At 30.3% G+C, this 25,937-nt stretch carries 23 protein-coding genes; 20 read left to right on the top strand and 3 right to left on the bottom strand.

Features of this window, described 5'->3' with window-relative positions:
• The first annotated feature begins 195 nt into the window (after positions 1-195).
• Complete coding sequence (locus tag KQI42_RS10590) at positions 196-1,494, top strand: S41 family peptidase (protein ID WP_216519585.1); 1,299 nt, start codon at positions 196-198, stop codon at positions 1,492-1,494.
• Between the two features lie 40 nt (positions 1,495-1,534).
• Here KQI42_RS10590 and KQI42_RS10585 read toward each other — a convergent pair whose 3' ends face one another.
• A complete protein-coding gene (locus KQI42_RS10585) occupies positions 1,535-1,777 on the bottom strand; it encodes a hypothetical protein (RefSeq protein ID WP_216519584.1) in 243 nt (80 codons plus the stop codon).
• Positions 1,778-1,979: 202 nt separating this feature from the next.
• Here KQI42_RS10585 and uvrC point away from each other — a divergent pair, with 202 nt between their 5' ends.
• From uvrC to KQI42_RS10540, 9 genes are all read left to right on the top strand, one after another.
• Complete coding sequence (uvrC, locus tag KQI42_RS10580) at positions 1,980-3,839, top strand: excinuclease ABC subunit UvrC (RefSeq protein ID WP_216519583.1); 1,860 nt, start codon at positions 1,980-1,982, stop codon at positions 3,837-3,839.
• Positions 3,840-3,851: 12 nt separating this feature from the next.
• Complete coding sequence (locus tag KQI42_RS10575) at positions 3,852-4,043, top strand: PspC domain-containing protein (RefSeq protein WP_216519582.1); 192 nt, start codon at positions 3,852-3,854, stop codon at positions 4,041-4,043.
• Positions 4,044-4,055: 12 nt separating this feature from the next.
• A complete protein-coding gene (hprK, locus tag KQI42_RS10570; RefSeq protein WP_216519581.1) occupies positions 4,056-5,000 on the top strand; it encodes an HPr(Ser) kinase/phosphatase in 945 nt (314 codons plus the stop codon).
• A gap of 334 nt (positions 5,001-5,334) precedes the next feature.
• Entirely contained in the window at positions 5,335-8,862 is a 3,528-nt protein-coding gene (gene nifJ / locus KQI42_RS10565) for a pyruvate:ferredoxin (flavodoxin) oxidoreductase (protein ID WP_216519580.1), read from the top strand.
• A 214-nt stretch (positions 8,863-9,076) separates the two neighbouring features.
• Complete coding sequence (locus tag KQI42_RS10560) at positions 9,077-10,381, top strand: ABC transporter substrate-binding protein (protein ID WP_216519579.1); 1,305 nt, start codon at positions 9,077-9,079, stop codon at positions 10,379-10,381.
• 74 nt (positions 10,382-10,455) lie between these two features.
• Positions 10,456-11,367: a UDP-N-acetylmuramate dehydrogenase gene (murB, locus tag KQI42_RS10555; protein WP_246566373.1), complete on the top strand. Its 912-nt coding sequence runs from the start codon at positions 10,456-10,458 to the stop codon at positions 11,365-11,367.
• A 4-nt stretch (positions 11,368-11,371) separates the two neighbouring features.
• Positions 11,372-12,112 carry a PHP domain-containing protein gene (locus KQI42_RS10550; RefSeq protein WP_216519575.1) on the top strand — a complete coding sequence of 247 codons (741 nt, stop codon included), beginning with the start codon at positions 11,372-11,374 and terminating at the stop codon, positions 12,110-12,112.
• Between the two features lie 13 nt (positions 12,113-12,125).
• Positions 12,126-12,983, top strand: coding sequence for an RNase adapter RapZ (gene rapZ, locus KQI42_RS10545; protein WP_216519573.1), 858 nt, complete (start codon positions 12,126-12,128; stop codon positions 12,981-12,983).
• Between the two features lie 12 nt (positions 12,984-12,995).
• The gene (locus tag KQI42_RS10540; RefSeq protein WP_216519571.1) at positions 12,996-14,255 is read left to right on the top strand and encodes a gluconeogenesis factor YvcK family protein; all 1,260 of its coding nucleotides are present in this window, start codon (positions 12,996-12,998) and stop codon (positions 14,253-14,255) included.
• Positions 14,256-14,266: 11 nt separating this feature from the next.
• Here the strand turns inward: KQI42_RS10540 and KQI42_RS10535 are convergent, their stop codons facing one another.
• Positions 14,267-14,785, bottom strand: a complete 519-nt coding sequence (locus KQI42_RS10535; RefSeq protein ID WP_216519569.1) for a hypothetical protein — start codon at positions 14,783-14,785, stop codon at positions 14,267-14,269.
• Positions 14,786-14,865: 80 nt separating this feature from the next.
• On the opposite strand from KQI42_RS10535, the gene KQI42_RS10530 reads away from it, so the two are divergent.
• Entirely contained in the window at positions 14,866-15,402 is a 537-nt protein-coding gene (locus KQI42_RS10530) for a DUF2284 domain-containing protein (RefSeq protein ID WP_216519566.1), read from the top strand.
• Between the two features lie 29 nt (positions 15,403-15,431).
• On the opposite strand, the gene KQI42_RS10525 is transcribed toward KQI42_RS10530, so the two are convergent.
• Positions 15,432-16,469, bottom strand: coding sequence for a M42 family metallopeptidase (locus KQI42_RS10525; protein WP_216519565.1), 1,038 nt, complete (start codon positions 16,467-16,469; stop codon positions 15,432-15,434).
• A gap of 155 nt (positions 16,470-16,624) precedes the next feature.
• On the opposite strand from KQI42_RS10525, the gene KQI42_RS10520 reads away from it, so the two are divergent.
• The 9 genes from KQI42_RS10520 to pyk all read left to right on the top strand — a co-directional run bounded on the left by KQI42_RS10520 (position 16,625) and on the right by pyk (position 25,927).
• Complete coding sequence (locus KQI42_RS10520; protein WP_216519563.1) at positions 16,625-17,029, top strand: NUDIX hydrolase; 405 nt, start codon at positions 16,625-16,627, stop codon at positions 17,027-17,029.
• A 26-nt stretch (positions 17,030-17,055) separates the two neighbouring features.
• Positions 17,056-18,009, top strand: a complete 954-nt coding sequence (gene whiA / locus KQI42_RS10515; protein ID WP_216519561.1) for a DNA-binding protein WhiA — start codon at positions 17,056-17,058, stop codon at positions 18,007-18,009.
• A gap of 7 nt (positions 18,010-18,016) precedes the next feature.
• Positions 18,017-18,283: an HPr family phosphocarrier protein gene (locus KQI42_RS10510; protein ID WP_216519559.1), complete on the top strand. Its 267-nt coding sequence runs from the start codon at positions 18,017-18,019 to the stop codon at positions 18,281-18,283.
• A 142-nt stretch (positions 18,284-18,425) separates the two neighbouring features.
• Positions 18,426-18,812 carry a GrdX family protein gene (locus tag KQI42_RS10505; protein ID WP_216519557.1) on the top strand — a complete coding sequence of 129 codons (387 nt, stop codon included), beginning with the start codon at positions 18,426-18,428 and terminating at the stop codon, positions 18,810-18,812.
• Positions 18,813-18,932: 120 nt separating this feature from the next.
• Positions 18,933-19,289, top strand: a complete 357-nt coding sequence (locus KQI42_RS10500; RefSeq protein WP_216519555.1) for a hypothetical protein — start codon at positions 18,933-18,935, stop codon at positions 19,287-19,289.
• A 122-nt stretch (positions 19,290-19,411) separates the two neighbouring features.
• Complete coding sequence (locus KQI42_RS10495; protein WP_216519553.1) at positions 19,412-22,885, top strand: DNA polymerase III subunit alpha; 3,474 nt, start codon at positions 19,412-19,414, stop codon at positions 22,883-22,885.
• 85 nt (positions 22,886-22,970) lie between these two features.
• Complete coding sequence (locus tag KQI42_RS10490; protein WP_216519551.1) at positions 22,971-23,165, top strand: hypothetical protein; 195 nt, start codon at positions 22,971-22,973, stop codon at positions 23,163-23,165.
• 28 nt (positions 23,166-23,193) lie between these two features.
• Positions 23,194-24,153 carry a 6-phosphofructokinase gene (gene pfkA / locus KQI42_RS10485; protein ID WP_216519549.1) on the top strand — a complete coding sequence of 320 codons (960 nt, stop codon included), beginning with the start codon at positions 23,194-23,196 and terminating at the stop codon, positions 24,151-24,153.
• A 16-nt stretch (positions 24,154-24,169) separates the two neighbouring features.
• Positions 24,170-25,927: a pyruvate kinase gene (gene pyk, locus KQI42_RS10480; RefSeq protein WP_216519547.1), complete on the top strand. Its 1,758-nt coding sequence runs from the start codon at positions 24,170-24,172 to the stop codon at positions 25,925-25,927.
• The last annotated feature ends 10 nt before the right edge of the window (positions 25,928-25,937 follow it).

Below are 25,937 nucleotides of genomic sequence, written 5' to 3'. Positions count from 1 at the left end.
TATTCATGAATAATCAAGTTATATATGAAATGTTGCAAAGGTATGGATATTTCTATGAAATTAAAAGTGAATTTAAGTATTTAGGTAAAAAATAAAATTCATAAAAACTTAAAGATTATCTTAGGCTTACTAGATATAATAATTTACTATAAGAATATCTACATAACTTATTTAGATAAAAGGAGTATGTAGTTAATGAAAAACAAGAAATATCTGTTCGTAACAGGAGTTATCATATTGTTGATATTTACCATACTATTCTATATACTTGCCAACAAAGAAGGGCTAAAAGATTTAACAGTAGAAGAAAAGATAGAAGACTTCGAATATATGTATGAAATTTTAAAGGATAATTATTCACACTTTTATGAGATAAAAAAGATATATGGATATGATTGGCTTAGTCATAAAGAAGAATTTGAAAAGGAAATTAGGAAAACAAAAGATAATATGGAATTTTATCATTGTATGCAGAGAATTTTAATAACAGAACTTCATGATGATCATACACTTATTTTAGATCCAAGTTATTATAATACTTATTTAGATGTCATGAAAGTATATGAAGATGCATATGAAGCGTTTAAGCCCTTTGAAAAAATGTTTAAAAAAGCTGGAAAAAAGTATGAAGGTTGGTATCAATTATTCCTAGAAGAATACCCAGATATTTATATAAATAAAAATGTAGACTTAGCATCTCGAAACAAACCTAAAGATAACATAAAAGCTCATGTTATAGAAGAAGGTAAAATAGCTTATCTAAAAATACAATCTTTTTTTATAGATTATGGTAATAATGAAAAAGGATATGAAAAAGAAAAAAATAAAATAACAAATTTTCTTAATGATATAAAAGATTATCCATATCTAATCATAGATATTACAGGAAATGGGGGCGGAAGTAGTAAATATTGGATAGAATCTTTAGTAAGCCCATTATCAAATAAAGATATGAAAGATATTAATTATGAAGCTATAAATATTATTCGGGGTGGAGATTATACAATGAAATATTTTGAATATCACTTTCCTGAAATAAAACAAAATTCTATAGAAAAACTAGATTTTTATAATTCTATACCTAAAGAGGTGAAGGATAATTTTAAATACTATATCAAAACAGGAATGCAAGAAGAACTTGAAGAAAGAAATTCCATAGGATTCAATGGAAAAATATTTTTAATAGTTGATGAAAATGTTTATTCTGCAGCAGATGAATTTGCAAGGTTCTGTAACCAAAGTAATTTTGCTACTTTGGCTGGAACTAAAACAACAGGCTCAGGAGGAAATAATACTATGTTTATGATTCTTCCTAATAGTGGATTAATGTTAAGGTTTGAAGCAGAAATGTTATTGAATAAAGATGGAACTTCTCAATATGAAACAGGTACAATACCAGATATAGAAATACAAAAAGAAGAATTTGGAGATTATGGTATAAAAGCAATGAAGGAAATAATAGATATAATTCGATCAGAAGAGCAAAATAAATAATCTTTCTTTATAGATTTTTCAAATTATACAAAAGAGAAGGCTATATTTCAGCCTTCTCTTTTGTACCTATGACTTCATAAAAAAGTTCCCTGCCATATCGTATTAGTCCCCTTCTTTGACCCTGCATCTCTACTAATGCTTTTAATTCTTTACCTACAATTTCAACTGGTTCTTCATCTAATACTTCCCCTTTTTTGTTTTTAGAAATACACAAGTAGATTTCATTATCTTTTAGATCTTCTACTAAAATGTCTAAATTTTTTAGTTTTTTGCTAAAAAACACAAAATCACCCCCTGTAATTTAATCTATTCCCAGAAATTAGGATAAATTCTTTGGTTATATAATAACATACTTTTGTACAAAAGAATATAAATTATAAATATTCTGAAACAAACAAATGTCTACTTTATTTATTTTTAAATATATGATATAAAACTATGGTATTATAATATTAACAATATTAATTGAAAGGTGATATGATAGTGTGTTTAACATAGAAGAAGAGCTAAAAAAACTACCTGATAAACCAGGTGTATATATAATGAAGAATGAAAAAGGAGAAATCATATATATAGGTAAAGCTATTTCTTTGAGAAAAAGGGTAAGACAATACTTCCAGTCTTCAAGAAATAATCCTCCTAAAGTCAATGCTATGGTTAAAAATATATATGAATTTGAATATATTATTGTAGATAATGAAGTAGAAGCACTGATTCTTGAAGCCAATTTAATAAAGAAACATAAGCCAAAATATAATATACTCTTAAGGGATGATAAGCAATATCCCTATATTAAAGTGACTACAAATGAAAAATATCCAAGAGTATTAAAAACTAGACAGGTTTTAAAAGATGGAGCGAAATATTTTGGACCTTATCCTAGTGGATATGCCGTTAATGATGCTATAGAGATAATAAGGAATTTGTACCCTATAAGAACTTGTAAGCTAAATTTAGAGAAGAATATAGGAAAAACTAGACCTTGTTTAAATTACTATATAGGTAGATGTTTAGGACCTTGTCAAGGTAATGTAGATGAAAAAAAATATATGGATATGATAAATGAAATACTTTTATTTTTAAATGGAAAAGAAGATAAGTTAGTTGAAGTAATTGAAGAAAGAATGAAAGAGGCCTCCAAAAACTTAGACTTTGAAAGTGCAGCTAAATATAGAGATCAAATAAATTCTTTAAAACTGCTTCATGAGAAGCAAAAAATTGTATCAACTAATTTAGTGGATCAGGATATAATAGGTATGGCTAGAGGAATAGAAGAAGTATGCATACAGATTTTCTTTATTAGAGGCGGAAAAATAGTTGGTAGAGAACATTTTATTTTAGAAGATAATTATAATGAAGACAGAAAAGAGATATTAAGCTCCTTTATAAAACAATTTTACATGGGATCTGCTTATGTACCAAAGGAAATTCTCTTAGAAGAGGAGATAGAAGATATAGATATAGTGTCTAAATGGTTATCCGAGAAAAAAGGATCAAAAGTATCTGTTTTAGTACCAAAACGTGGAGATAAGGTAAATCTAATAGAAATGGTTAGAAAAAATGCTTTGGATATGTTAAATCAATACGGAGATAGATTCTTAAAAAAACAAAGAGAAAATCAAAAGGTTTTGGAACGATTACAATATATTCTTGATCTTGAAGAAACACCAATTAGAATAGAGGCTTTTGATATATCCAATATTAGTGGAGTAGAGTCTGTTGGTTCCATGGTAGTATTTGAAATGGGGGAGGCTAAAAAAACTGATTATAGAAGATTTAAAATAAAGACGATCAATACTCCTAATGATTACGGAAGTATGGAAGAAATCTTAAAAAGAAGATTTAAGAGGGGAATAGAAGAAAGAGAACTTATAAAAAATAATGAAATTGAAGTAAAGGGTTTTTCTAATTTTCCAGATTTAATAATGATGGATGGTGGGAAAGGCCAAGTTAATGTCGCTCTTAGAGTTTTAGGGGAATTAGGTTTAAGTATTCCTGTATGTGGTCTTGTAAAAGATGACTTTCATAAAACTAGGGGTATTATATATAATAACAAAGAAATAAATTTAGAAGAAGATTCTTTAGAATTTAGGTTAATCTATAGAATTCAAGAAGAAGCCCATAGATTTGCTATTAATTATCATAGAAGCTTAAGGTCTAAAAAAATGTTTAAATCTGAGTTGGACGATATAAAAGGTATAGGAGAAAAACGAAAAATAGAGCTTTTAAAACATTTTCAAAGTATTGATAAAATAAAGCAAGCATCAATAGAAGAATTAGTTGAAGTAAAAGGAATGAATAGATTAGCGGCAGAACAATTATATAATCATTTTCATAAAAGTTAAGGAGGAAATATTATGACAAAACAATTATTTCTATCTCAAACTGATAAAAAGATTTGTGGAGTGTGTGGAGGCATAGGAGAATATTGTAATGTAGATCCTACTGTAATTAGATTGGCATGGGTATTGCTTTCGGTATTTACTGTTATGATAGGTGGAGTATTAGCCTATTTACTAGCTTGCATAATTATACCAGAAAGATCTTAGAAAGGAGAAAGTATGGAGTATATAACTTTAGATAAATTAATTGAGGATTTAAAATTAGAAGTAGTTTACGGTGCTAATAATATGGATGAAGTTAAAATAACTGGTAGTGATGTAAATAGACCAGGACTTCAAATGGCGGGTTATTTTGATAAGTTTGCTTATGAAAGGGTACAAATTATTGGGAATGTAGAATGGCATTTTTTTAATGGGCTATCTGAAGAATTGCGATATGAAAGAACTAAAAAAATGCTATCTTTTCCTATACCTGCTTTAGTCATATCAAGGGATCTGCCTATATTTCCAGAAATGATAGAACTAGCTATTCAATATAATAGAAGTATATTAAGAACTAATTTGCCTACAACGAAATTTGTTAATGAATTGATAAATCACTTAGATTATCTACTGGCTCCTGAGATGACAGTTCATGGTGTATTAGTTGAGGTATATGGTATGGGAATATTAATTATTGGGAAGAGTGGTGTGGGAAAGAGTGAAACTGCTCTTGAATTAGTTAAACGGGGACATAGGTTAGTGGCAGATGATGCAGTTGAGATCAAGAGGGTAGAAGATGAACTGAGAGGACAAGCGCCTGATTTAATTCGTCACTTTATGGAGATAAGAGGAATTGGAATTCTAGATATAGAAAGATTATATGGTGTAGGTGCTGTTAAGAAAAATGAGTTTATTGATTTAGTAGTAGAGTTGGAATTTTGGGATGAAACAAAGGAATATGATAGAGTTGGATTAGATGAAGATTGTATTGACTTGTTAGGCATTAGAGTCCAGAAATTAATTATACCTGTGAGACCGGGAAGAAATTTAGCTATGATAGTAGAAGTTGCAGCTAGAAATACAAGACAAAAGAAATTGGGCTATAATGCAGCCGAAGAATTAAACAATAGAATAAAAGACCAAATAAAGAGCAGAAAGAGGAACAAAATTGAGGATTTATAGGAGTATTTAATTTAAATATTTTATTATATAGAAAAATCCCTTAGTTTTTAAAACTAGGGGATTTTAGTATTATTATTAGGAGTATATTTTATAATATATGTCTAATAAAAATAATATCAGAAAATTGAGAATATAGTCACAATAATAAAAAATTTACATTACTTAATAGGTGTATATAAATTATGGTTACTATGATAGGTTGACTTTATTATTAATGTTTAATATACTTAAAATGTAGTGAGGATAAAGTATTATTGCCTTATTTCAATTAGTAGAGTGTTAAACTTTCTACAAACTTTATAATAAAGTATTTACAATAAAAGGAGGTCTATAAATGGCAAGAATAATGAAAACCATGGATGGTAACTCAGCTGCATCTCATGTTGCTTATGCTTTTACAGATGTAGCAGCAATTTATCCAATTACACCATCCTCAACAATGGCAGAATTAGTAGATGAATGGTCTGCAAACGACAAAAAAAATATCTTTGGACAAGAAGTATTAGTGACAGAAATGCAATCTGAGGCAGGGGCTGCTGGAGCAGTTCACGGTTCCCTATCAGCTGGTGCATTAACTACCACTTTTACAGCTTCTCAAGGACTTTTGCTTATGATTCCTAATATGTACAAAATGGCAGGAGAGTTATTACCAGCAGTATTCCATGTTACTGCAAGAGCAATTGCTGGCCATGCATTAAGTATTTTTGGTGACCACCAAGACGTAATGGCTGCAAGACAAACTGGATTCGCTTTACTTGCTTCAGGTAGTGTTCAAGAAGTAATGGATCTAGCAGGAGTTGCTCACTTAAGTGCTATTAAGGGAAGAGTTCCATTCTTACATTTCTTTGACGGATTTAGAACAAGTCACGAAATTCAAAAAATTGAAGTAATGGATTATGAAGATCTAGAAAAATTAATCGATTACGATGCATTAAATGAATTTAGAAATAGATCATTAAATCCAGAACGTCCATATACAAAGGGTACTGCACAAAACCCTGATATTTATTTCCAAGCTTTAGAAGCAGCAAATCCATACTATGAAAACATTGTAGAAATTGTTAACGATTACATGCAAGAAATTAACAAAATAACTGGAAGAGATTATAAACCATTTAACTATTACGGACATCCAGAAGCTGAAAGAATCATAGTTGCTATGGGATCAGTAACTGAAACTATAGAAGAAACTATAGATTACTTAATGGCTCAAGGAGAAAAGGTTGGAGTTATAAAAGTTCATTTATATAGACCTTTTGCACCAAAATATTTCTTTGATGTACTACCAAAGACAGTTAAGAAAATTGCTGTATTAGATAGAACAAAAGAACGTGGAGCAGTAGGGGAACCTCTATATCTAGACGTAAGAAGTATATTCTATACTTGTGATGAGCAACCGGTAATCGTTGGTGGTAGATATGGATTAGGTTCAAAAGACACTACTCCATCTCAAATTAAAGCTGTTTTTGAAAACTTAAAAGAAGAAAAACCTAAAGATAGATTTACTATAGGAATAATAGATGATGTTACAAATACATCATTAGATATAAAAGAAGTTATAAAAACTGAACCAGAAGGAACAATTAAATGTAAATTCTGGGGATTTGGTTCTGATGGAACAGTTGGAGCTAATAAGAGTGCTATAAAGATTATTGGTGACGATACTGATATGTATGCTCAAGGATATTTTGCATATGATAGTAAGAAATCTGGGGGAGTTACTATATCTCACTTAAGATTTGGTAAAGAACCAATTAAATCAACTTATTTAATAACTGATGCTGACTTTACTTCCTGTTCAAAACAGTCCTATGTATATCAATATGATTTACTAAGTGGATTAAAAGACGGAGGAACTTTCCTTCTAAACTGTACTTGGAATAAAGAAGAACTTGAAGCAAATTTACCAGCGACTATGAAGAAATATATTGCTGACCACAATATTAACTTCTACACTATAGATGCTACTCATATAGCAAATGAAATAGGTCTAGGTGGAAGAATCAATATGATTATGCAATCTGCCTTCTTTAAATTGGCTAATGTTATTCCAATAAATGAAGCTGTAGATCACTTAAAAAAATCAATAGTTTCAGACTACGGTAGTAAAGGTGAAGAAATTGTAGCAATGAACTACAAGGCAGTAGATAGAGGAATTGAATCTTTAGTTAAAGTAGAAGTTCCAGCAAGTTGGAAAGATGCTAAAGAAGATGCAGGGGTATGCAAAAAAGAAATACCAGAATTTATAAAAGACGTATTAATTCCAATGAATAGACAAGAAGGAGATAAACTACCAGTAAGCACTTTTGTTGGTAGAGAAGATGGAGCCTTCCCTCATGGAACATCGGCTTACGAAAAACGTGGTATTGCAGTAGATGTACCTCATTGGATTAAAGAAAACTGTATTCAATGTAATCAATGTTCCTATGTTTGTCCACATGCAGTAATAAGACCATTTTTATTAGATGAAGAAGAAGTTAAAAATGCTCCAGAAACATTTGAAACTAAGAAAGCTTTAGGAAAGGGATTAGAAGGTTTAGAATTCCGTATTCAAATCAGTCTATTAGATTGTACTGGATGTGGAAACTGTGCTGATGTATGTCCAGCTAAGGAAAAAGCTTTAGTTATGAAACCATTTGAAGAAGAATTTGAATTAGAAGAAAAGAATTGGGATTATGCAATGACTGTTAAGGCTAAACCAGAAGTAATGGATGCCTTTAGCATTAAGGGAAGTCAATTTAAAGAACCACTTCTACAATTCTCAGGAGCATGTGCAGGTTGTGGAGAAACTCCATATGCAAAACTTGTGACTCAATTATTTGGAGATAGAATGATTATAGCTAACGCTACAGGTTGTTCATCTATTTGGGGAGCAAGTGCACCATCAACACCATATTGCAAGAACCAAGCAGGTAAAGGACCAGCATGGGCAAATTCATTATTTGAAGATAATGCTGAATACGGATATGGTATGGCAGTAGCTGTAAAACAAATGAGAGATAAAATAGAAAGATTAATGAAAGAATTTATTTCCTTAAATATAGATGGAGAATTAAGCGAATTCTTTAATGAATGGATTGAAGGTAAGGATGATTCTAAGGCTTCAAAAGCTGCTACAGCAAGAATTTTACCAAGATTAAATAAAGATATAGTTAATAAGAGAGGAAAAGAAATTCTAGAAGAAATTGCTGACCTAAAAGACTACCTAATCAAAAAATCTGTATGGATATTTGGTGGAGACGGTTGGGCATATGATATAGGATTTGGTGGATTAGACCATGTATTAGCATCAGGGGAAGATGTAAATGTATTAGTATTCGATACAGAAGTTTATTCAAATACTGGAGGTCAATCATCAAAATCTACACCAACAGCGGCAGTAGCTAAGTTCGCAGCTTCTGGTAAGAAGGTAAGAAAGAAAGACCTTGGTATGATTGCAGCTTCTTATGGATATGTTTATGTAGCTCAAGTATCTCTAGGAGCTAACATGAATCAACTTATGAAAGCATTAAAAGAAGCAGAAAGCTACAATGGACCAGCACTAATTATTGCTTATGCTCCATGTATTAATCATGGAATTAAAACTGGTATGGGTACAAGTATTAAACAAGAAAAGAAAGCTGTAGATACAGGATACTGGCATTTATATAGATTTGACCCAAGATTAAAAGAAGAAGGAAAGAATCCATTTGTATTAGATTCAAAAGAACCAACTGAACCATTTATGGATTTCATCAATTCAGAAGTAAGGTATACTTCCTTAAGACAAACATTCCCAGAAATAGCTGACGAGCTATTTAAGGCGGCAGAAAATGATGCTAAGGATAGATATGAAAAATATAAAAGAATGGCAGAACAATAAAAATTAACTAAGAAGGTAGAAGCTATTATAAAATAAGGCTTCTACCTTTTATTTTATAACGAATAGGAAAGTTCTACTTTTTTTCTTTTTTCAATGTAAGAACTTGTTTTGACCTGAATGAGTTTCAAAAAAGGCTACCTTAAAACGGGTCTTTAGAAGCCTTTTTTACATAAAGATAAAAACCTAAGAATATTATATTCTAGGGGGTGGCAATATGAAGAAAATAATTTCTATCCTGTTGGTAGGATTTATTTTAATATGGTCGTATCATTTGTTTATAGATAGCTTATTTAACATGGAAGAAGTAAAAGAAGAGCCTTATAAAGGAGTAATAAAAATTTGGGATTCTCCAAAAATAAGTATTGCATCAGGAAGTAGATATGGGTGGATTCAAAGCAAGATACGAGCGTTTGAAAAGAAAAACCCAGGTGTATATATTGAATTTGTTCCTATGGACGAAGATAATTTATATAATGACTTTGAAAAGAATTTATCTAGTGGAGATTTACCTAATATTTTACCTATAAATAACTATTTTAATAACTTTGACCGATTAGAGCCTTTAGATGACTATTTTGAAAAACAAGAACTAGAAGAGTTTAAGTATCAGGCATTAAGAGGGGTTACTTATGAGAAACAAATGATGGCTGTACCTATAGGTATGACAACTTATTGTATGTATTTAAACTTAGATAAGTTCCATGAAGCCGGAGTTAGTCCACCTACTGATAACAACTGGACTTATGAAGAGTTTATTGAAGCTTTAAAACGACTTAATATTGATGAAGATGGAGATGAAATTATTGATAGTTATGGATTTATGTCCTATATAGGTAATAGAGACTATAGTATTTGGGGAATAATTCTATCAGATGGTGCAGAATTTATAAATCCAAAAAGAGGAGAGTATGCTTTTTATGGAGAGAAGGCTATAAAAGGATTGGAAAAAGCCATAGATTTAAAAGATAAACATAGAGTAGCTCCGGATTATTTCGGAATGATAAGTAAAAAAGAGAGTTGGGAATTATTTTATAAGGAAAAGAAAATAGCAGTTTATCCAACAGATAGCCGAAAGGTAAACTTTCTTGATAACCTTTATAATAATGGAGAAGGATTTAACTTTGATATAGTTAATTATCCTATGGGAGGCAAGAAAATACCTGTAATTTTAAGTGATGGGCTAGTTTCTTACGGGGTAGTAAAAGACGACAATATAAAGAGGATGGAAATGTGTGTAAAATTTTTAAAATTTCTAACTAATACTCAGAATCAAAAAAGTCTTGAGGATATTGGTATATTCACTGTAAAACGAGGAATAAAAGATATGTATATGGAAAATCATAAAATGAAAAAGATTGAAGAGACTCTTTCCTATACTTACTATATACCTTTTATGAAGAATTGGAAAGAAATAGATAATATACTTTATGAAGAAATCAGAAGTGGATTGCTATTAGAAAAACCTTCTTATGAAGTCATTGAGGAAGCAAAGATAAGGATTCACAGACTCAAAGAATAAAAATATTAGTAATATAATTAGAAATTTGATATTATAAATATAAATATTCAAAGATTATGTTAGGAGTGGTACTTTTGAAGAAAGAAGAATTATTTAATATATTTAATAATAAATCCTTTGGAAAAATTTTATTTAATGAACCTATGAAAAACCATACTTCATTTAAGATAGGTGGTCCAGCAGATGTAATGGTTATTCCTTCTAAAGAAGAAGAAGTAATAGAATGTATTAAGTTTTGTAGAGAGAGTGATTTAGATTTTTTAGTTATGGGAAATGGTACTAATTTGTTAATTAAAGATGGTGGTATTAGAGGTGTAGTAATTAAAATAAATGATGGATTAAACAAGGTTCATTTTGAAGATAACATAATATACTGTGAGAGTGGAGTACTTCTTAGTGTAGTAAGTAAATTAGCCTTGAAAGATTCCTTAACTGGACTAGAATTTGCTAGTGGGATCCCAGGAACTATAGGTGGAGCTGTAACTATGAATGCAGGTGCTTATGGAGGAGAAATGAAGGATGTAATTACTAAAGTTAGAGTATTGAATAAAAACAATAATATTGTAGAATATAAAAATGAAGAAATGAATTTTAGATATAGAGGTGGTAAAGTAGGAGATGAAGGTTTGGTTGTTCTAGGAGTAGAAATGAAACTTAATAAAGGAGATTATTCTACTATAGAAGAAACTATGAGAGATTTAACTTTTAAACGTAATTCTAAGCAGCCCTTAGAATTACCTAGTGGTGGTAGCACATTTAAAAGACCAGTAGGTAATTTTGCCGGAAAACTAATAGAAGATTCAGGTTTACGAGGATTGAGACGAGGCGATGCTCAAATATCTGAAAAACACTGTGGCTTTGTAGTAAATTTAGGAAATGCAAGCTGCAAGGATGTTCTAGAATTAATTAGTGTAGTTACTAAGGTAGTAAACGATAAATTTCAAGTTAAATTGGAACCTGAGATAAGGATTTTAGGAGAGGATTAGAGATATGAGAATAATTGGAGATTACCATACTCATACTATATATAGCCATGGAACTGGTACAATAAGAGATAATGTAGAAGCAGCTCTAAATAAAGGTCTTAAGGAAGTTGCTATATGTGACCATGGTCCAAAGCACTATTTATATGGGATAAAGAAGAAAGATATAAGTAAAATGAGAGAAGAAGTAGAAAGACTAAAAGAAGAATATGAGGACAGGGGAATAAAAATTTTACTTGGTGTTGAAGCAAATATTATAGGGTTTGATGGGACTATAGATGTAGATGAAAAACTTCTTAAGGAAATAGATATTTTATTATTAGGATATCATTATGGCGTTACACCTAATTCTATAATGAATGGTTTAGGAATGTACATCTTAAATCCCATATCTAAGGGATTACCTTTAGGAAGAAAAAGCTCTTTGGAGTTGAATACTAAAGCGTTTATAAAGGCAATAAACAAATATCCTGTAGATTTAATAACTCATCCTGGATCTAAGGTTAAACTAGATATAAAAGAATTAGCCAGAGAAGCTTATAAACATGGCACAGCATTAGAAATAAACTCTAGTCATAGTCAATTATCTGTAGATAATATAAAGATAGCTTTAGAGGAAAAAGTTGAATTTATGATAAATAGTGATGCCCATAAACCTGAAGATGTAGGGAATGTAGAAGAAGGAATTAAAAGAGCTATTGAAGCAGAAGTACCTTTGCAAAGGATAAGAAATATTTTAAGAAACTAAGGTGGTGGTAAATTTGGAATTTTTATTAATAACAGGAATGTCAGGAGCAGGGAAAAGTCAAGGAATGAAAGTAATGGAAGATATGAATTATTATTGTATGGACAACCTTCCGCCAGTACTATTATCTAAATTTGCGGAGTTATGCCATGAATCAAAAAGAGATATCAATAAAGTAGCAGTAGTTATAGATATTAGAGGCGGAGAATTTTTTGATCATTTATTTAAAGGATTAGAAGAATTAAAAGAGAAAGGAACTAGTTATAAAATTCTTTTTTTAGATGCATCAGACAATGTACTAATTAAAAGATATAAAGAGTTGAGAAGACCGCATCCCTTAAATCCTGGAGGCAGAATAATAGATGGGATTAATGAAGAAAGAGAATTGCTGAAAGAAGTCAAGAAAAGGGCTGACTTTATTATTGATACATCTAACTTAACTATTGGTATGTTAAAAGAAGAAATGTCTAATATTTTCACAGAAGGGTTAGAATCAAGAAAATTATCTATTTCTGTAGTTTCTTTTGGTTTTAAACATGGAATGTTAATGGATGGAGACTTAATATTTGATGTAAGATTTATTCCTAATCCTTACTATATACAAGAATTAAAAGACTTTACTGGAGAAGATAGCAATGTTAAAGATTATGTGTTTCAATGGGATCAAACTCATAGCTTTATAAATAAACTTATAGATATGTTGGAGTTTCTTATTCCTTATTATATTACGGAAGGAAAAACTCAACTTATTATAGGAATAGGATGTACAGGGGGTGTTCATAGATCTGTAGCTATAGCCAATAAAATAGGAGAAATATTAAAGGATAATGGCCACAGAACAATAGTAAGTCATAGAGATTTTAGATTAAAATAAAGGGGAAAAAATATGAGTAAAAAATATAAGCCTACACTTATAATACTTGGGTGGATATCTTTAGGCATATTAGGGATATTCTTGTTTTCTATAGGCATATCAAGTTTTATGTATGAGATAGTTGTCTCCTATAAAAAAGATATTAAGATAATATTTTCTTGTATTGGAGTATTTTTGATTATTTTTTCAATGAAAAAATTCTTTAGCAGTATTTTTAATGGGATCAATAAACATAATTCTAATGGTGGAATAAGTAGAAACGATTTAAACAATATAATATATAAGGAAAAAGTTTTATCCAAAAGACCTAAGGTAGTAGTTATAGGAGGAGGTACTGGATTATCCGTTCTTTTAAGAGGATTGAAGGAGTATACTTCCAATATAACAGCAATAGTTACCGTGGCTGATGATGGGGGAGGCTCTGGTATATTAAGAGAAGATTTAGGAATGCTTCCTCCAGGAGATATAAGAAGTTGTATTCTTGCTTTAGCAAACACTGAACCTACAATGGAAAAATTATTACAATATAGATTTAGTGAAGGTATATTAAAAGGCCAGAACTTTGGAAATCTTTTTATAGCAGCTATGAATGAAATTTATGGCAGTTTTGAACTGGCAGTAAAGGAGACTAGTAATGTTTTGGCAGTTACTGGGAAGGTACTACCTATGACTTTAGAAAATGTTAAATTAATTGCAGTTCTAGAGGATGGCAGTATTATCCAAGGAGAATCTGATATACCAGTAAAAAATAAAGAAATAGGCAGTAAAATTGATTACGTATATATGGAACCTAAAATAAGTTTTCCTTTAAGTGGAGCCGTAGATGCTATAAAAGAAGCAGACTTAATCGTTTTTGGACCTGGAAGTTTATATACCAGTGTAATTCCTAATTTACTTGTAAATAATATTGTAGATACCATATATAATGCTAAAGGAACTAAAGTATATATCTCTAATGTTATGACTCAACCAGGAGAAACTGATGAATATAAGGTTATAGATCATGTAGAAGCTATATTAAAGCATAGCAGGGAAGATTTATTAGACTATGTTATAGCCAATATAGAAGAAATACCTAATGAAACTTTAAATAAATATACCAATGATGGTTCTATGCCTGTAGTTTTAGGCATAGAAGATGAAAGAATACTAGCTTCTAAAAATATTAAATTAATCAAAGGTAAGTTAATTGATGTAAAAAAAGATTATATACGCCATGATAATTTAGAATTAAGTAAACTTCTTATGGATATAGTAAAAAAGAAAAAATAAGCTTTGACTGCTTATTTTTTCTTTTCATCTAACATTTTAGATATTAAACTAGCTGCAGACTTTTTAGTTAAGGCATCATAGTTTACAGGATAATTTAAATCATCTGCAAGTTTCTTTATAGTATCAACTTGTCTTTTTGTAGGAGGCTCTTGCTGGCTAATTTGATAAGGCTCTTCAGGTTCATTAACGCCATCATCGAGGGATAATTCCTCAATAGCTGTCATTCCCATATTAGTTAAATCTCTTAAGACTCTTGCTTTAGCTCTAGTAGATGCCATTCTAATTAAATGGGGTGCTATTGTAGCGTTAACAGATTGGGGGCTAGCATCACCAATATCTGTAAAAGTTTCTTTATCTGTAGTAGCAGTTGCTTTACATATAGCAGTCATACTATTTTCTTTATTTGGTATTTGAATTAGCTCAACTTCGATAGAAATTAAATTTTTCTGATGAGCTAGATCTAGTAAGCCTTCGTAGGTTATAAAATTTTTACCTTGAAGATTTATTATAAATTTTTCGTTTATAGTCATAAAAAAACACCTCCAATTATATACTTTCCATTTATTATAGATAATTAAACATGGAAATACCATGCAAAAAGGAGAAAAATATGGATACACTATTAGATTGTATTAAAACTAAAAATGTTGAATTAAAAGGAGTAATTAAACCTTCAGATTTAGTCATAGATGAAAAAGTAATCAAATATTGTAAGGAGAACAAATGTGGTCAGTATGGAAAAAACTTCATGTGTCCTCCTAATAATATAGGATTAAATATTTTTAAAAAATCTTTAGAAGATTATAGCTATTGTATCATATTATTATATGAACAAAAAATAAGTAAATCTGAAGATAAAGAAGAATTTTATAGACCAGCAGATGTTTTAAATCATATATTGTTAGACATAGAAAAAGAACTTAAAAATCAAGGATATAATAAAGCTATGGCTTTGTTTGCAGGTAATTGCAGAAATTGTAAGCCTTGTAAGATAAATGAGGGATATAAAAAGTGTCCTTATCCAGAAAAGTCTAGACCTTCTTCAGAAAGTTTAGGTGTAGATGTTATAAAAACTTTAGAAAATATGGGCATATCTATAGAATTTAGACAAGATAAAGTTACTTGGATTGGAATGATATTGGTTTAATAAAATAGAGATGAAAAATCATCTCTATTTTATTCAGTTAAATATAATAATCCTAATTTAATTGTATTTTCGATGGCTTCTTTATGAGTTCTTTCAAAGGAATGAGATGCATCTACTCCAGGACCAATTAAACCAACTTTAAAATCATATCCTGCCCTTAAAGCAGCAGAACCATCAGAACCATAATAAGGATAAATATCAATTTTATAGTTTAAATTATTTTCTTTTGCTAAATTAATTAATCTTTTTCTTAATTCGTAATCATAAGGTCCAGAGCTATCTTTAGCACAAATAGTTACACTATATTCATCAGAAGTTTGTCCATTTCCAGGAGCTGCCATATCTACTGCTATAAATTCAAAAGTTTTTTCTGGAATAGAGCTACTTGCTCCATGGCCTACTTCTTCATAGTTGCTAATGAAAAAGTTTGTTGTGTAATTAGGCTTAATATTATTATCTATTAAATATTTAGCTATGCCCAATAAAGCTGCAACACAAGCCTTATCATCTAAATGTCTTGATTTAACAAAACCTGTATCAGTAACAGTTGTTCTTGGATCAAAGGCTACAAAATCACCAACATTTATGCCTAATTTTAAAACATCATCTTTATTTAAAACTTTCTCGTCTATTCTAATCTCCATGTTATCCATATTTCTTTCAATATTTTTTGTTCCTTCACCATGAACATGAGATGAAGCTTTAGTAGTTAAAACTGTTCCTGTATAAGCTTTTTCATCCATGGTTTCAATAGTCGCATATTCACCTTCAATAGTGCTCCAAACATAACCGCCTAGCTGAGTGATTTTTAGCCTGCCGTTATTTTTAACTTCTTTAACCATCCCACCTAAAGTATCTACATGAGCAGATAAAGTAACTTCCTTATCTTTATTTTTACCTTCTATAGTAGCTATTAAAGCTCCTTTATTGTTTCTATAAGTAGAAATTCCTAAAGTTTTAAATTCGTTTTCCACAAAAGAGATAGCTTTTTCAGTATTTCCAGTAGGACTAGGAATCCTCAAAAGTTCTTCTAGCTTTTTTATAACATAGTTTATTGAAATTTCCATTATGAATCCTCCTTGATTTTTTGGTTTATATATTATATTCTATATTAATACGAAAAATCCTTTACCAAAATTATAGAAAATATAGTATAATTGATATAATACTTTTTAGTAAGTGAGGATGATTTAATTCAACTATATATTGGGAGTTGGTTTCAATGGTAGAAGAAGTTAGTTCTGGAGGTGTTGTAGTATTTGGTAATACTATCTTGTTACTAAAGAAATTTAATGGTGATTGGGTACTGCCAAAAGGACGGGTGGAAAAAGGTGAAGATATTAGAGATACCGCTCTTAGGGAAGTATATGAAGAAGGTGGAGTTAGAGGACAAATAATAAAATATATTGGAATGGTTCACTATAACTATAAGAATCTCAAAGAAAATGAAACCGTTTTCAAAACTGTCCATTGGTATTTGATGAAAACTAACAATATGGATTGTGTTCCTCAGAAAAAAGAAGGTTTTGTGGATGCATTATTTGTTCATATAGATAAGGCTATAGATCTAGTCAAGTATGAAGATGAGAGAAAGATTATAATAAAAGGACTAAGGATGTATAAGTAGAGAATTATTGATTTAGGAGAGATAGTATGTCATTTTCAGCAGTAACTAAAAATGAATTATCACGGCTACCCATTAGTGATAAGTGTTGTGCTATAGCAGAATTAGCAGCCATAGTTAGAATGAGTGGTACTATCCAAATTAGCGGTATGAAAAAGATTAATTTAAAGTTTACAACAGAAAATGCGGCTATAGCAAGAAGAATTTTTTCTATATTAAAAATGATTTATAACACAGAAGTAGAAGTAATGGTAAGAAAGAATAAACAACTGAAGAAGAATAATAATTATCTTATAGTTGTAAATGATATAGATATTTCAAAAAAGATATTAGAAGATGTAGGATTCATTAATCATGGAGAAAACAGTATTTTTAATGTTAACTATAAAATCCCAAAAGAATTAATTAAAAATAGGTGTTGTAAGAGATCCTATGTAAGAGGGGCTTTTTTAGGCGGAGGTTCTATAAGTAATCCAGAAAAAACTTACCATTTAGAATTTGTCACAAATAATGAAGAGCACAGTAAAAACTTATCACAAATAATAAATTCCTTTAATTTAAATTCTAAAATCGTAATGAGAAAAGACAATTATGTAGTTTATATAAAAGAAGGAGAGCAAATAGTTGATATACTAAATATTATTGGTGCTCATCAAGCCCTATTAAAACTAGAAGATATTAGAGTTTTAAAAGATGTAAGGAATAACATTAATAGGATAGTAAATTGTGAAACTGCAAATTTAAGCAAAACAATAGATGCTTCCTTAAGGCAAATAGAAAATATTGAATACATCCAAAACACAGTTGGATTTAAAAAATTGCCTAAAAGCCTTAGAGAAATAGCTGAATTGAGGCTAGAATATAAAGAAGCAAGCTTAAAGGAATTAGGCATGATGTTAGATCCCCCAGTAGGCAAATCTGGAGTAAATCATCGTTTTAGGAAAATAGAACAATTAGTTGAAGATCTAAAAAAGGAGGTATAAATTAAAGATGGAAATTAGAAAGGTAAAATTAAATAATGAAGTAGGGTTACATGCTAGGCCTGCTGCCCTTTTCGTACAAACTGCTAGCAAGTTTGTAAGCGATATATATTTAGAACTTGATGGTACACAAGTAAGTGGTAAAAGTATAATAGGGCTTATGTCTCTTGGAGCATTTCATGGAGAAGAAATATCTATCATTGCTAAAGGAGAAGATGAAAAGGAAGCAATAGACGAACTAACATATCTAGTTGAAAATGGGTTAAAGGAAGTCTAGAAATAGGCTTATGGCTAAGAAAATAAAAATGTAATAAAATATATAAATTACAAACCCCTCCAAAATATATGAGGGGTTTGGTTGCATTTTAATTTTATATAAAAAAATAATCTATGATCTTAATAAAATTTGGAGGTATACAATGGCAAATATAATTATTACTAATAACAAATATGTTTATGATAAATTTAAAGACAAAATAGAAATTATATTTAAAGAAGATGCTACTTATTTAGAAATTCTAGAGTTTGTTAGGGATAAAGTTCATGAAGGACATAAATTAATGACCCATCCCCTATCAGGAAGTATAAAGCCAAATGAAACACCTTATAAAACTATAATGATAAGTAAAGAAAAAGGAAGCTTAGATTATGATGGTACTAAGATCATTGAAGAAAGCATTGCCACAGCTAAAAAGTTTATATCTAATAAGCCTACTCCAAATTGGGTAGAAAGAGTATTAGATGATTTTAGAGTTATAGACTTGTCTTTAATCGAAAACGTAATAGAAAAGCTAGGACATTTATAGAAAAAATCCCTATTATTAGGGATTTTTTTATAATATATCAATAATTAATAATATTTACTATACTATTATGTTATAATTATAATAACATAATAATCGAAAAAGTTATTAGGAGGTGAACCTATGAGTAATGATGATAAAATACTACAACTACTTGAAACCATGTATATAGAAATGAATCAAAGGTTTGATAGAGTAGAAGGAAGACTTGATAGTGTAGAAATAAAAGTAGATGAAAATTCGAAAGAAATACGGGAAAATAGAAAAGCTATAATCAATATGGAAAATAATTTAACGGAGAAAATAAGAGGATTATATGATAATAGAGAAGTAGTAAAGGATAAACTAGAAGAAATGGACGGAAAATTAGATAAGCTTCAAGTAGATGTAAATAGTCTGACAGCAAGAACAGCCTATAATGAGAATCGGATTATTGAATTATCTAGAAGAGATAAACAAATCAAAGCTTCAAATGAATAATAAATATTTTAGGTGAAAGGATCCTATAACTAAAAAGAAAAAAAGTTTCCTAAGAAATCAGGGAACTTTTTTCTTTTTTTGTGATAAAATAAGTTATAACTAATTATAGAAAGGATAATTTCATGAACTATAAAGATAAATTTGTTCACCTTCATGTCCATACAGAGTATAGCTTATTGGATGGATCTAGTAGAATAAAAAGTCTTTTAGATAGGACTAAGGAATTAGGAATGGATGCAGTGGCTATAACTGACCATGGATCCATGTTTGGAGTTATTCAATTTTATAAGGAAGCAAAGGAGAGAGGCATAAAGCCAATTTTGGGTTCTGAGGTTTATGTAGCTATGAATAAATATACGGAAAAGGAGCCCAAAGATAAGAATCAGTATCATTTGGTGTTATTAGCAGAGAATAATCAAGGCTATTTGAATTTAATGAAAATAGTATCTGAAGGTTATGTAAATGGATTTTACTATAAGCCTAGGATAGACCATGATATATTAGAAAAATATAATGGAGGTATTATTGCATTAAGTGCATGTCTTGGTGGAGAAGTACAACAGCATTTGTTAAATGGAAATTATAAAAGGGCTAAAGAGATAGCTTTAAAGTACAATAATATATTTGGACAAAATAACTTTTTCTTAGAGCTTCAAGATCACGGTATTTCTGATCAGAAACAAGTGAATCAACAGTTAATTGAAATGAGTAAAGAAACGGGAATACCTTTGGTAGCTACTAATGATGTTCACTACTTAAGAAAAGAAGATGCTGAAGTTCATGATGTACTTTTATGTATCCAAACTGCTAAAACTATTGATGATACTAATAGAATGAAGTTTCCAACTAATGAATTTTATCTAAAATCCTATGAAGAAATGAAAAGTATATTTGGAGAAGCAATAGAAGCTTTAGAAAACACAGTGAAAATAGGGGAAAGATGTAATGTAGATATTGACTTTAATAATTTACATTTACCTAAATATGAGATTCCAGAAGGATATACTAATGACGAATATTTAATGAAACTGTGTCTTGAAGGCTTGCAAGAAAGATATAAAGAAATTACTCCAGAAATAAAAGATAGATTTGAGTATGAGTTTAATGTTATAACGCAAATGGGATATACAGACTATTTCCTTATAGTATGGGATTTTATAAAATTTGCTAAGGATAATGGCATAATGGTAGGTCCAGGAAGAGGTTCTTCTGCTGGAAGTATTATTTCTTATGCTCTTAGGATTATAGACATAGATCCATTAGAATATGGGCTTCTATTTGAAAGATTTTTGAATCCAGAAAGAGTCACTATGCCTGATATTGATATAGATTTTTGCTACGAAAGAAGAGAGGAAGTTATCGAGTATGTAGTCAAGAAGTATGGTGCAAATAAGGTAGCCCAGATAGCTACTTTTGGTACTATGGCTGCAAGAGGCTCTATTAGAGATGTAGGTAGGGCTATAAATATGCCTTATGGTGAAGTTGATTTTATAGCGAAGCAAATTCCTATGGAATTAGGCATGACTATAGAAAAAGCCTTAGAAGTTAATAAAACTTTAAGTGAAGTCTATGAAGAAAGAGAAGAAGTTAAAAATCTTATAGATTTAGCAAAGGCTGTAGAAGGATTACCTAGACATACTTCAACTCATGCTGCAGGCGTAGTTATATCCAAAGAGCCTATAACAAATTATGTTCCACTTTTAAGAAATAATGATGCTATAACTACCCAATTTAATATGACAGAGTTAGAAGAACTGGGCTTATTAAAAATGGACTTTCTAGGTTTGAGGACTTTAACAGTAATTAGAGATGCAGTAAATTTAATTGAAGAAAACCATGGAATAAAAATAGATTTTTCCAACTTCGATTACGATGATCCGAGAGTTCTTGAAATGTTTGCTAAAGCAGAAACTTTAGGTATATTTCAATTTGAAAGTCCTGGAATGAGAGCATTTATAAAAGAATTAAAGCCTAATATTTTTGAAAACTTAATAGCTGCTAATGCTTTATTTAGGCCTGGACCGATGAATCAAATTCCACAGTTCGTTGCCTGTAAACATGATTCTTCAAAAATTAAATATTTACATTCAAAGCTTATACCTATATTAGATATGACCTATGGTTGTATTGTATATCAAGAACAAGTAATGAAGATTGTAAGGGACATAGGCGGCTTTACTATCGGAGGTGCAGATTTAGTAAGACGTGCTATGAGTAAAAAGAAAATGGATGTAATGGAAAAAGAAAGAAAGCGGTTTATATATGGGGAAACCGATGAAAATGGAGAAGTAATCATAAATGGTGCAATAAGAAATGGTGTAGATGAGAAATCTGCAAATAAAATATATGATTTAATGATTGATTTTGCTAAATATGCGTTTCCTAAAGCACATTCAACTGCCTATGCAGTAGTAGCTTACAGAACAGGATGGTTAAAATATTATTATCCTGTAGAATTTATGGCAGCTTTAATCAGTAGTGTCATGGGGAATACCAATTCTGTATCATTGTATATACAGGAATGTAAAAGACTCGGCATAGAAATTCTTCCTCCAGATGTAAATGAGAGTTACGAAAAATTTACTGTTTCTAATAATAAGATTAGATTTGGTCTTATGGCAGTAAAAAATGTAGGAGAAGGTTTTATAAAAGCCATAGTTAAGGCTAGAGAAGAAGAAAAATTTAAAAGCTTTACTGACTTTGTAGAGAGAATAGAAAAAACTGATTCCTCAGTAATGAATAAAAGGGCAGTAGAAAGCCTGATAAAATGTGGTGCTATGGATAGTCTAGGTGGTAATAGAGCTCAATTATTAGCCATTTTTGAAAAGACTATAGATGGAATTCACGCAGATAGGAAGAGAAATGTAGAGGGACAGTTCTCCATGTTTGAAACTATAGACACAGAGGTTTCCTATGATAGTTTGCCAGATTTAAAAGAGTTTCCACAAAAAGCGTTGCTAACTATGGAAAAGGAAATGTTAGGAATATATATTAGTGGTCATCCACTGCAACCTTATGAAGAAGATTTAAAAAGAATATCTACTGTTACGACAACAGAGCTTTTTGAATTAGATGAAGAAATGGGAGAGAAGATTCAAGGATTAAAAGATGGTCAAAGAATTACTATTGGTGGTATAGTAGTAGAAAAGAAAAATAAAATAACAAAGAATAACAATATGATGGCTTTTTTAACATTAGAAGATTTATATGGTTCTATTGAGTGTATTGTATTTCCTGCTACTTATGAAAAATATAACAAACAACTAAAGGAAGATAGTATAATTGTAGTAGAAGGAAAACTTAGTTTAAGTGAAGAAGAAGAACCGAAAATAATTTGTGAAAGAATTGCTTCATTAAATAAATATAGAAGAGAAAAAATATATGTAAAGGTTTCAAAGACTAATACAAATTATAATTTTGAAAAATTGAAAAGTGTTTTATTAAAATATAAAGGCGAGGTTCCAGTCTACGTATATATTGAAGGAGATAATAAAACAGTTATTGCCGATAGAAATTTATGGGTAGATGGAGAAAGTGAACAATTAATATCTGAGCTAGAAAATCTACTTGGAAAAAATTGCGTTAAAATCTCTTAAATCTAAGGTTTAAGGGGAAATTAGAGGCTATATATGATATAATATTTATAATTATTTTCTATTCTATATTAAAGGAGTGCTACAAATGTGGACAGTTGTTTATATGGCTACGGGACTAGAATCAGCAATGGAAGTGGAGAATAGACTAAAATCTGAAGGTTTTCTTGTAAAAAGAAAGTTCTTTTCTAAAGAAGGAGAATATGAACTTTATGAAATATTAGCACCAGAATTTGAAGCTCAAGATGTTCAATTGGCATTATTAGATTTGGGCATAATTTAACATAGTATATGATTAAGGAGGACTAAAAATGAAGACTATAGGAGTACTAACAAGTGGTGGCGATGCTCCAGGAATGAATGCAGCTATAAGAGCTGTAGTTAGAGCAGCAATTTTTAATAAAGTAAGAGTAATGGGAATAAAACAAGGGTATAATGGACTAATAAATGGAAGTATTGAAGAAATGAATCTATCTTCTGTTGCAGACATAATTCATAGAGGAGGCACTATGTTAAGAAGTGCTAGAAGTGATGAATTTAGAACAGAAGAGGGTTTTAATAAAGCAGTAAATGTGTTAGAGATTTTTGGAATAGATGGATTAATAATATTAGGTGGAGATGGGAGCTTTAAGGGAGCTAAAAAACTGTCAGAAGCAGGAATTCCAACTATAGGAATTCCATGTACTATAGATAATGATATGGGGTATACTGATTATACTATAGGCTTTTTTACTGCCGTAGAAACCGTTGTAGATGCTATTAGTAAAATTAGAGATACTTCTACTTCTCATGGTAGAGCTAATATTATTGAAGTAATGGGGAGGCACTGTGGAGATATAGCTTTATATGCAGGTTTAGCTGGTGGTGCTGAAAGTATAATCGTTCCAGAAGTGGAATTTGATATAGATGAAGTATGTAAAAGGGTGATTCAGGGTAGAAATAGAGGTAAACTACACCATATTATAGTTTTAGCTGAAGGAGTAGGTAATGCTTATGATGTTTCTAAATCTATAATCGAAAAAACTGGGACAGATACTAGAGTTACTATTTTAGGACATATTCAAAGGGGAGGGACACCTACAGCCTTTGATAGAATTATTGCTAGTAAAATGGGAGGTAAAGCAATAGAACTTTTACTTAATGATAAAGGCGGTAGAGCTTTAGGAATTAAATGTAACCAAATAATTGATATGGATATAGATGAAGCTTTAAATATGAAGAAAGTTTTTGATATGGAGATGTATGATACTACTAAAGTATTATCAATTTAACGGAGGGATAGAAAACATGAAAAAGACAAAAATAGTTTGTACTATTGGACCATCTTCTGAGAAAGAAGAAGTTTTAAGAGAATTATTTTTAAAAGGGCTTAATGTTTGTCGTCTTAATTTTTCTCATGGAAGCCATGAAGAACATAAAAGAAGAATAGACACTATTAAAAAAGTAAGAGAAGAATTAGAACTTCCTATAGGAATAATGCTTGATACTAAGGGACCAGAGATAAGACTAGGAAACTTTAAAGAAGGAATCATAGAATTAGCAGAAGGAGATATATTTACTTTAACTACTAGAGAAATATTAGGAGACAAAGATATTGTAAGTGTATCCTATAAGGGGTTACCAGGTGATGTAAAAAAGGATAATACTATATTAATAGATGACGGATTAGTTGAAGTAAAAGTTCTAGAAATTCTCAACGATACAGATGTGAAGTGTATTGTTTTAAATGGTGGGACACTAAAAGACCATAAGGGAGTAAATATACCCAACGTCTCGATAAACTTGCCAGCTATCACAAAGAAAGATATTGATGATATCATATTTGGGATTGAAAATGGTATAGATTTTATTGCCGCTTCTTTTGTTAGAAAAGCTTCAGATGTACTAGAAATAAGAAAAATATTAGAAGAGAACAACGGAGAATATATTGAAATAGTATCTAAAATTGAAAATCAAGAAGGTGTAGACAATATAGATGAAATATTAAATGCATCTGATGGAATAATGGTAGCTAGAGGAGATTTAGGAGTAGAAATACAGACAGAAGAAATACCGTTAGTTCAAAAAGAGCTTATAAAGAAATGTAATATTGCTGGAAAGCCAGTTATAACGGCAACTCAAATGCTTGATTCAATGATGAGAAATCCTAGACCAACAAGAGCAGAAGTAACAGATGTAGCTAATGCTATTCTTGATGGCAGTGATGCTATAATGCTATCAGGAGAAACGGCTGCTGGTAAATATCCAATAGAATCTGTGCGAACTATGTATAATATTGCTACAAGGACAGAAGAATCCTTAAATTATAATGAGATCTTAAAATCTAAAACAATAGCAAATGAAGTATCTACAACTAATGCCATCAGTAAAGCAACTTGTACAACAGCTCAAGATCTAGGGGCAAGTGCTATAATTACTGCCACTTCTTCAGGATATACTTCAAGAGCTATATCAAAGTTTAAGCCTAGATCACCAATTATAGCAGCTACTACATCAGAAAGAGTAATGAGAAAGTTATCCTTAGTATGGGGTGTTTATCCAGTATTATCAACAGTAAGTGATTCAACAGACGAAGTAATAGACTTATCTATTCATAGTGCATTAAAAAAGGGATATATTAAAGAAGGAGATCTAGTAGTTATAACTGCTGGAATACCTGTAGGGGTTTCGGGATCAACTAATTTAATTAAAGTTCATACTATAGGTAAGGTATTATTACGTGGTGCTGGTATAGGTAAAGAATCTGTATCTGGAAAAGTATGCATAGGAAATAGTGCAGAAGAGATAAAGAATAAATTTAAAGATGGTGATATACTAGTAAGTGTATGTACTGATAGAGAAATGGTGCAATACATGGAAAAAGCTTCGGCTATAATAGTTGAACAAGGAGGACTTACTTCTCATGCTGCCATAGTAGGATTAAATTTAGAAAAACCCACTATAGTAGGAACAGAAGGTGCTACAACTTTACTCAAAGACGGAGATACTGTTACAGTAGATAGTATCACTGGGTTAGTTTATAGAGGTGAAGCTAGAGTCCTGTAAAGGAGGAGAA

The organism is Tissierella simiarum, assembly GCF_018917865.1.
GTDB lineage: Bacteria > Bacillota > Clostridia > Tissierellales > Tissierellaceae > Tissierella_C > Tissierella_C simiarum.
Note: the sequence above shows the minus strand (reverse complement) of the source record. Positions and strands in the feature narration are given on the sequence as shown.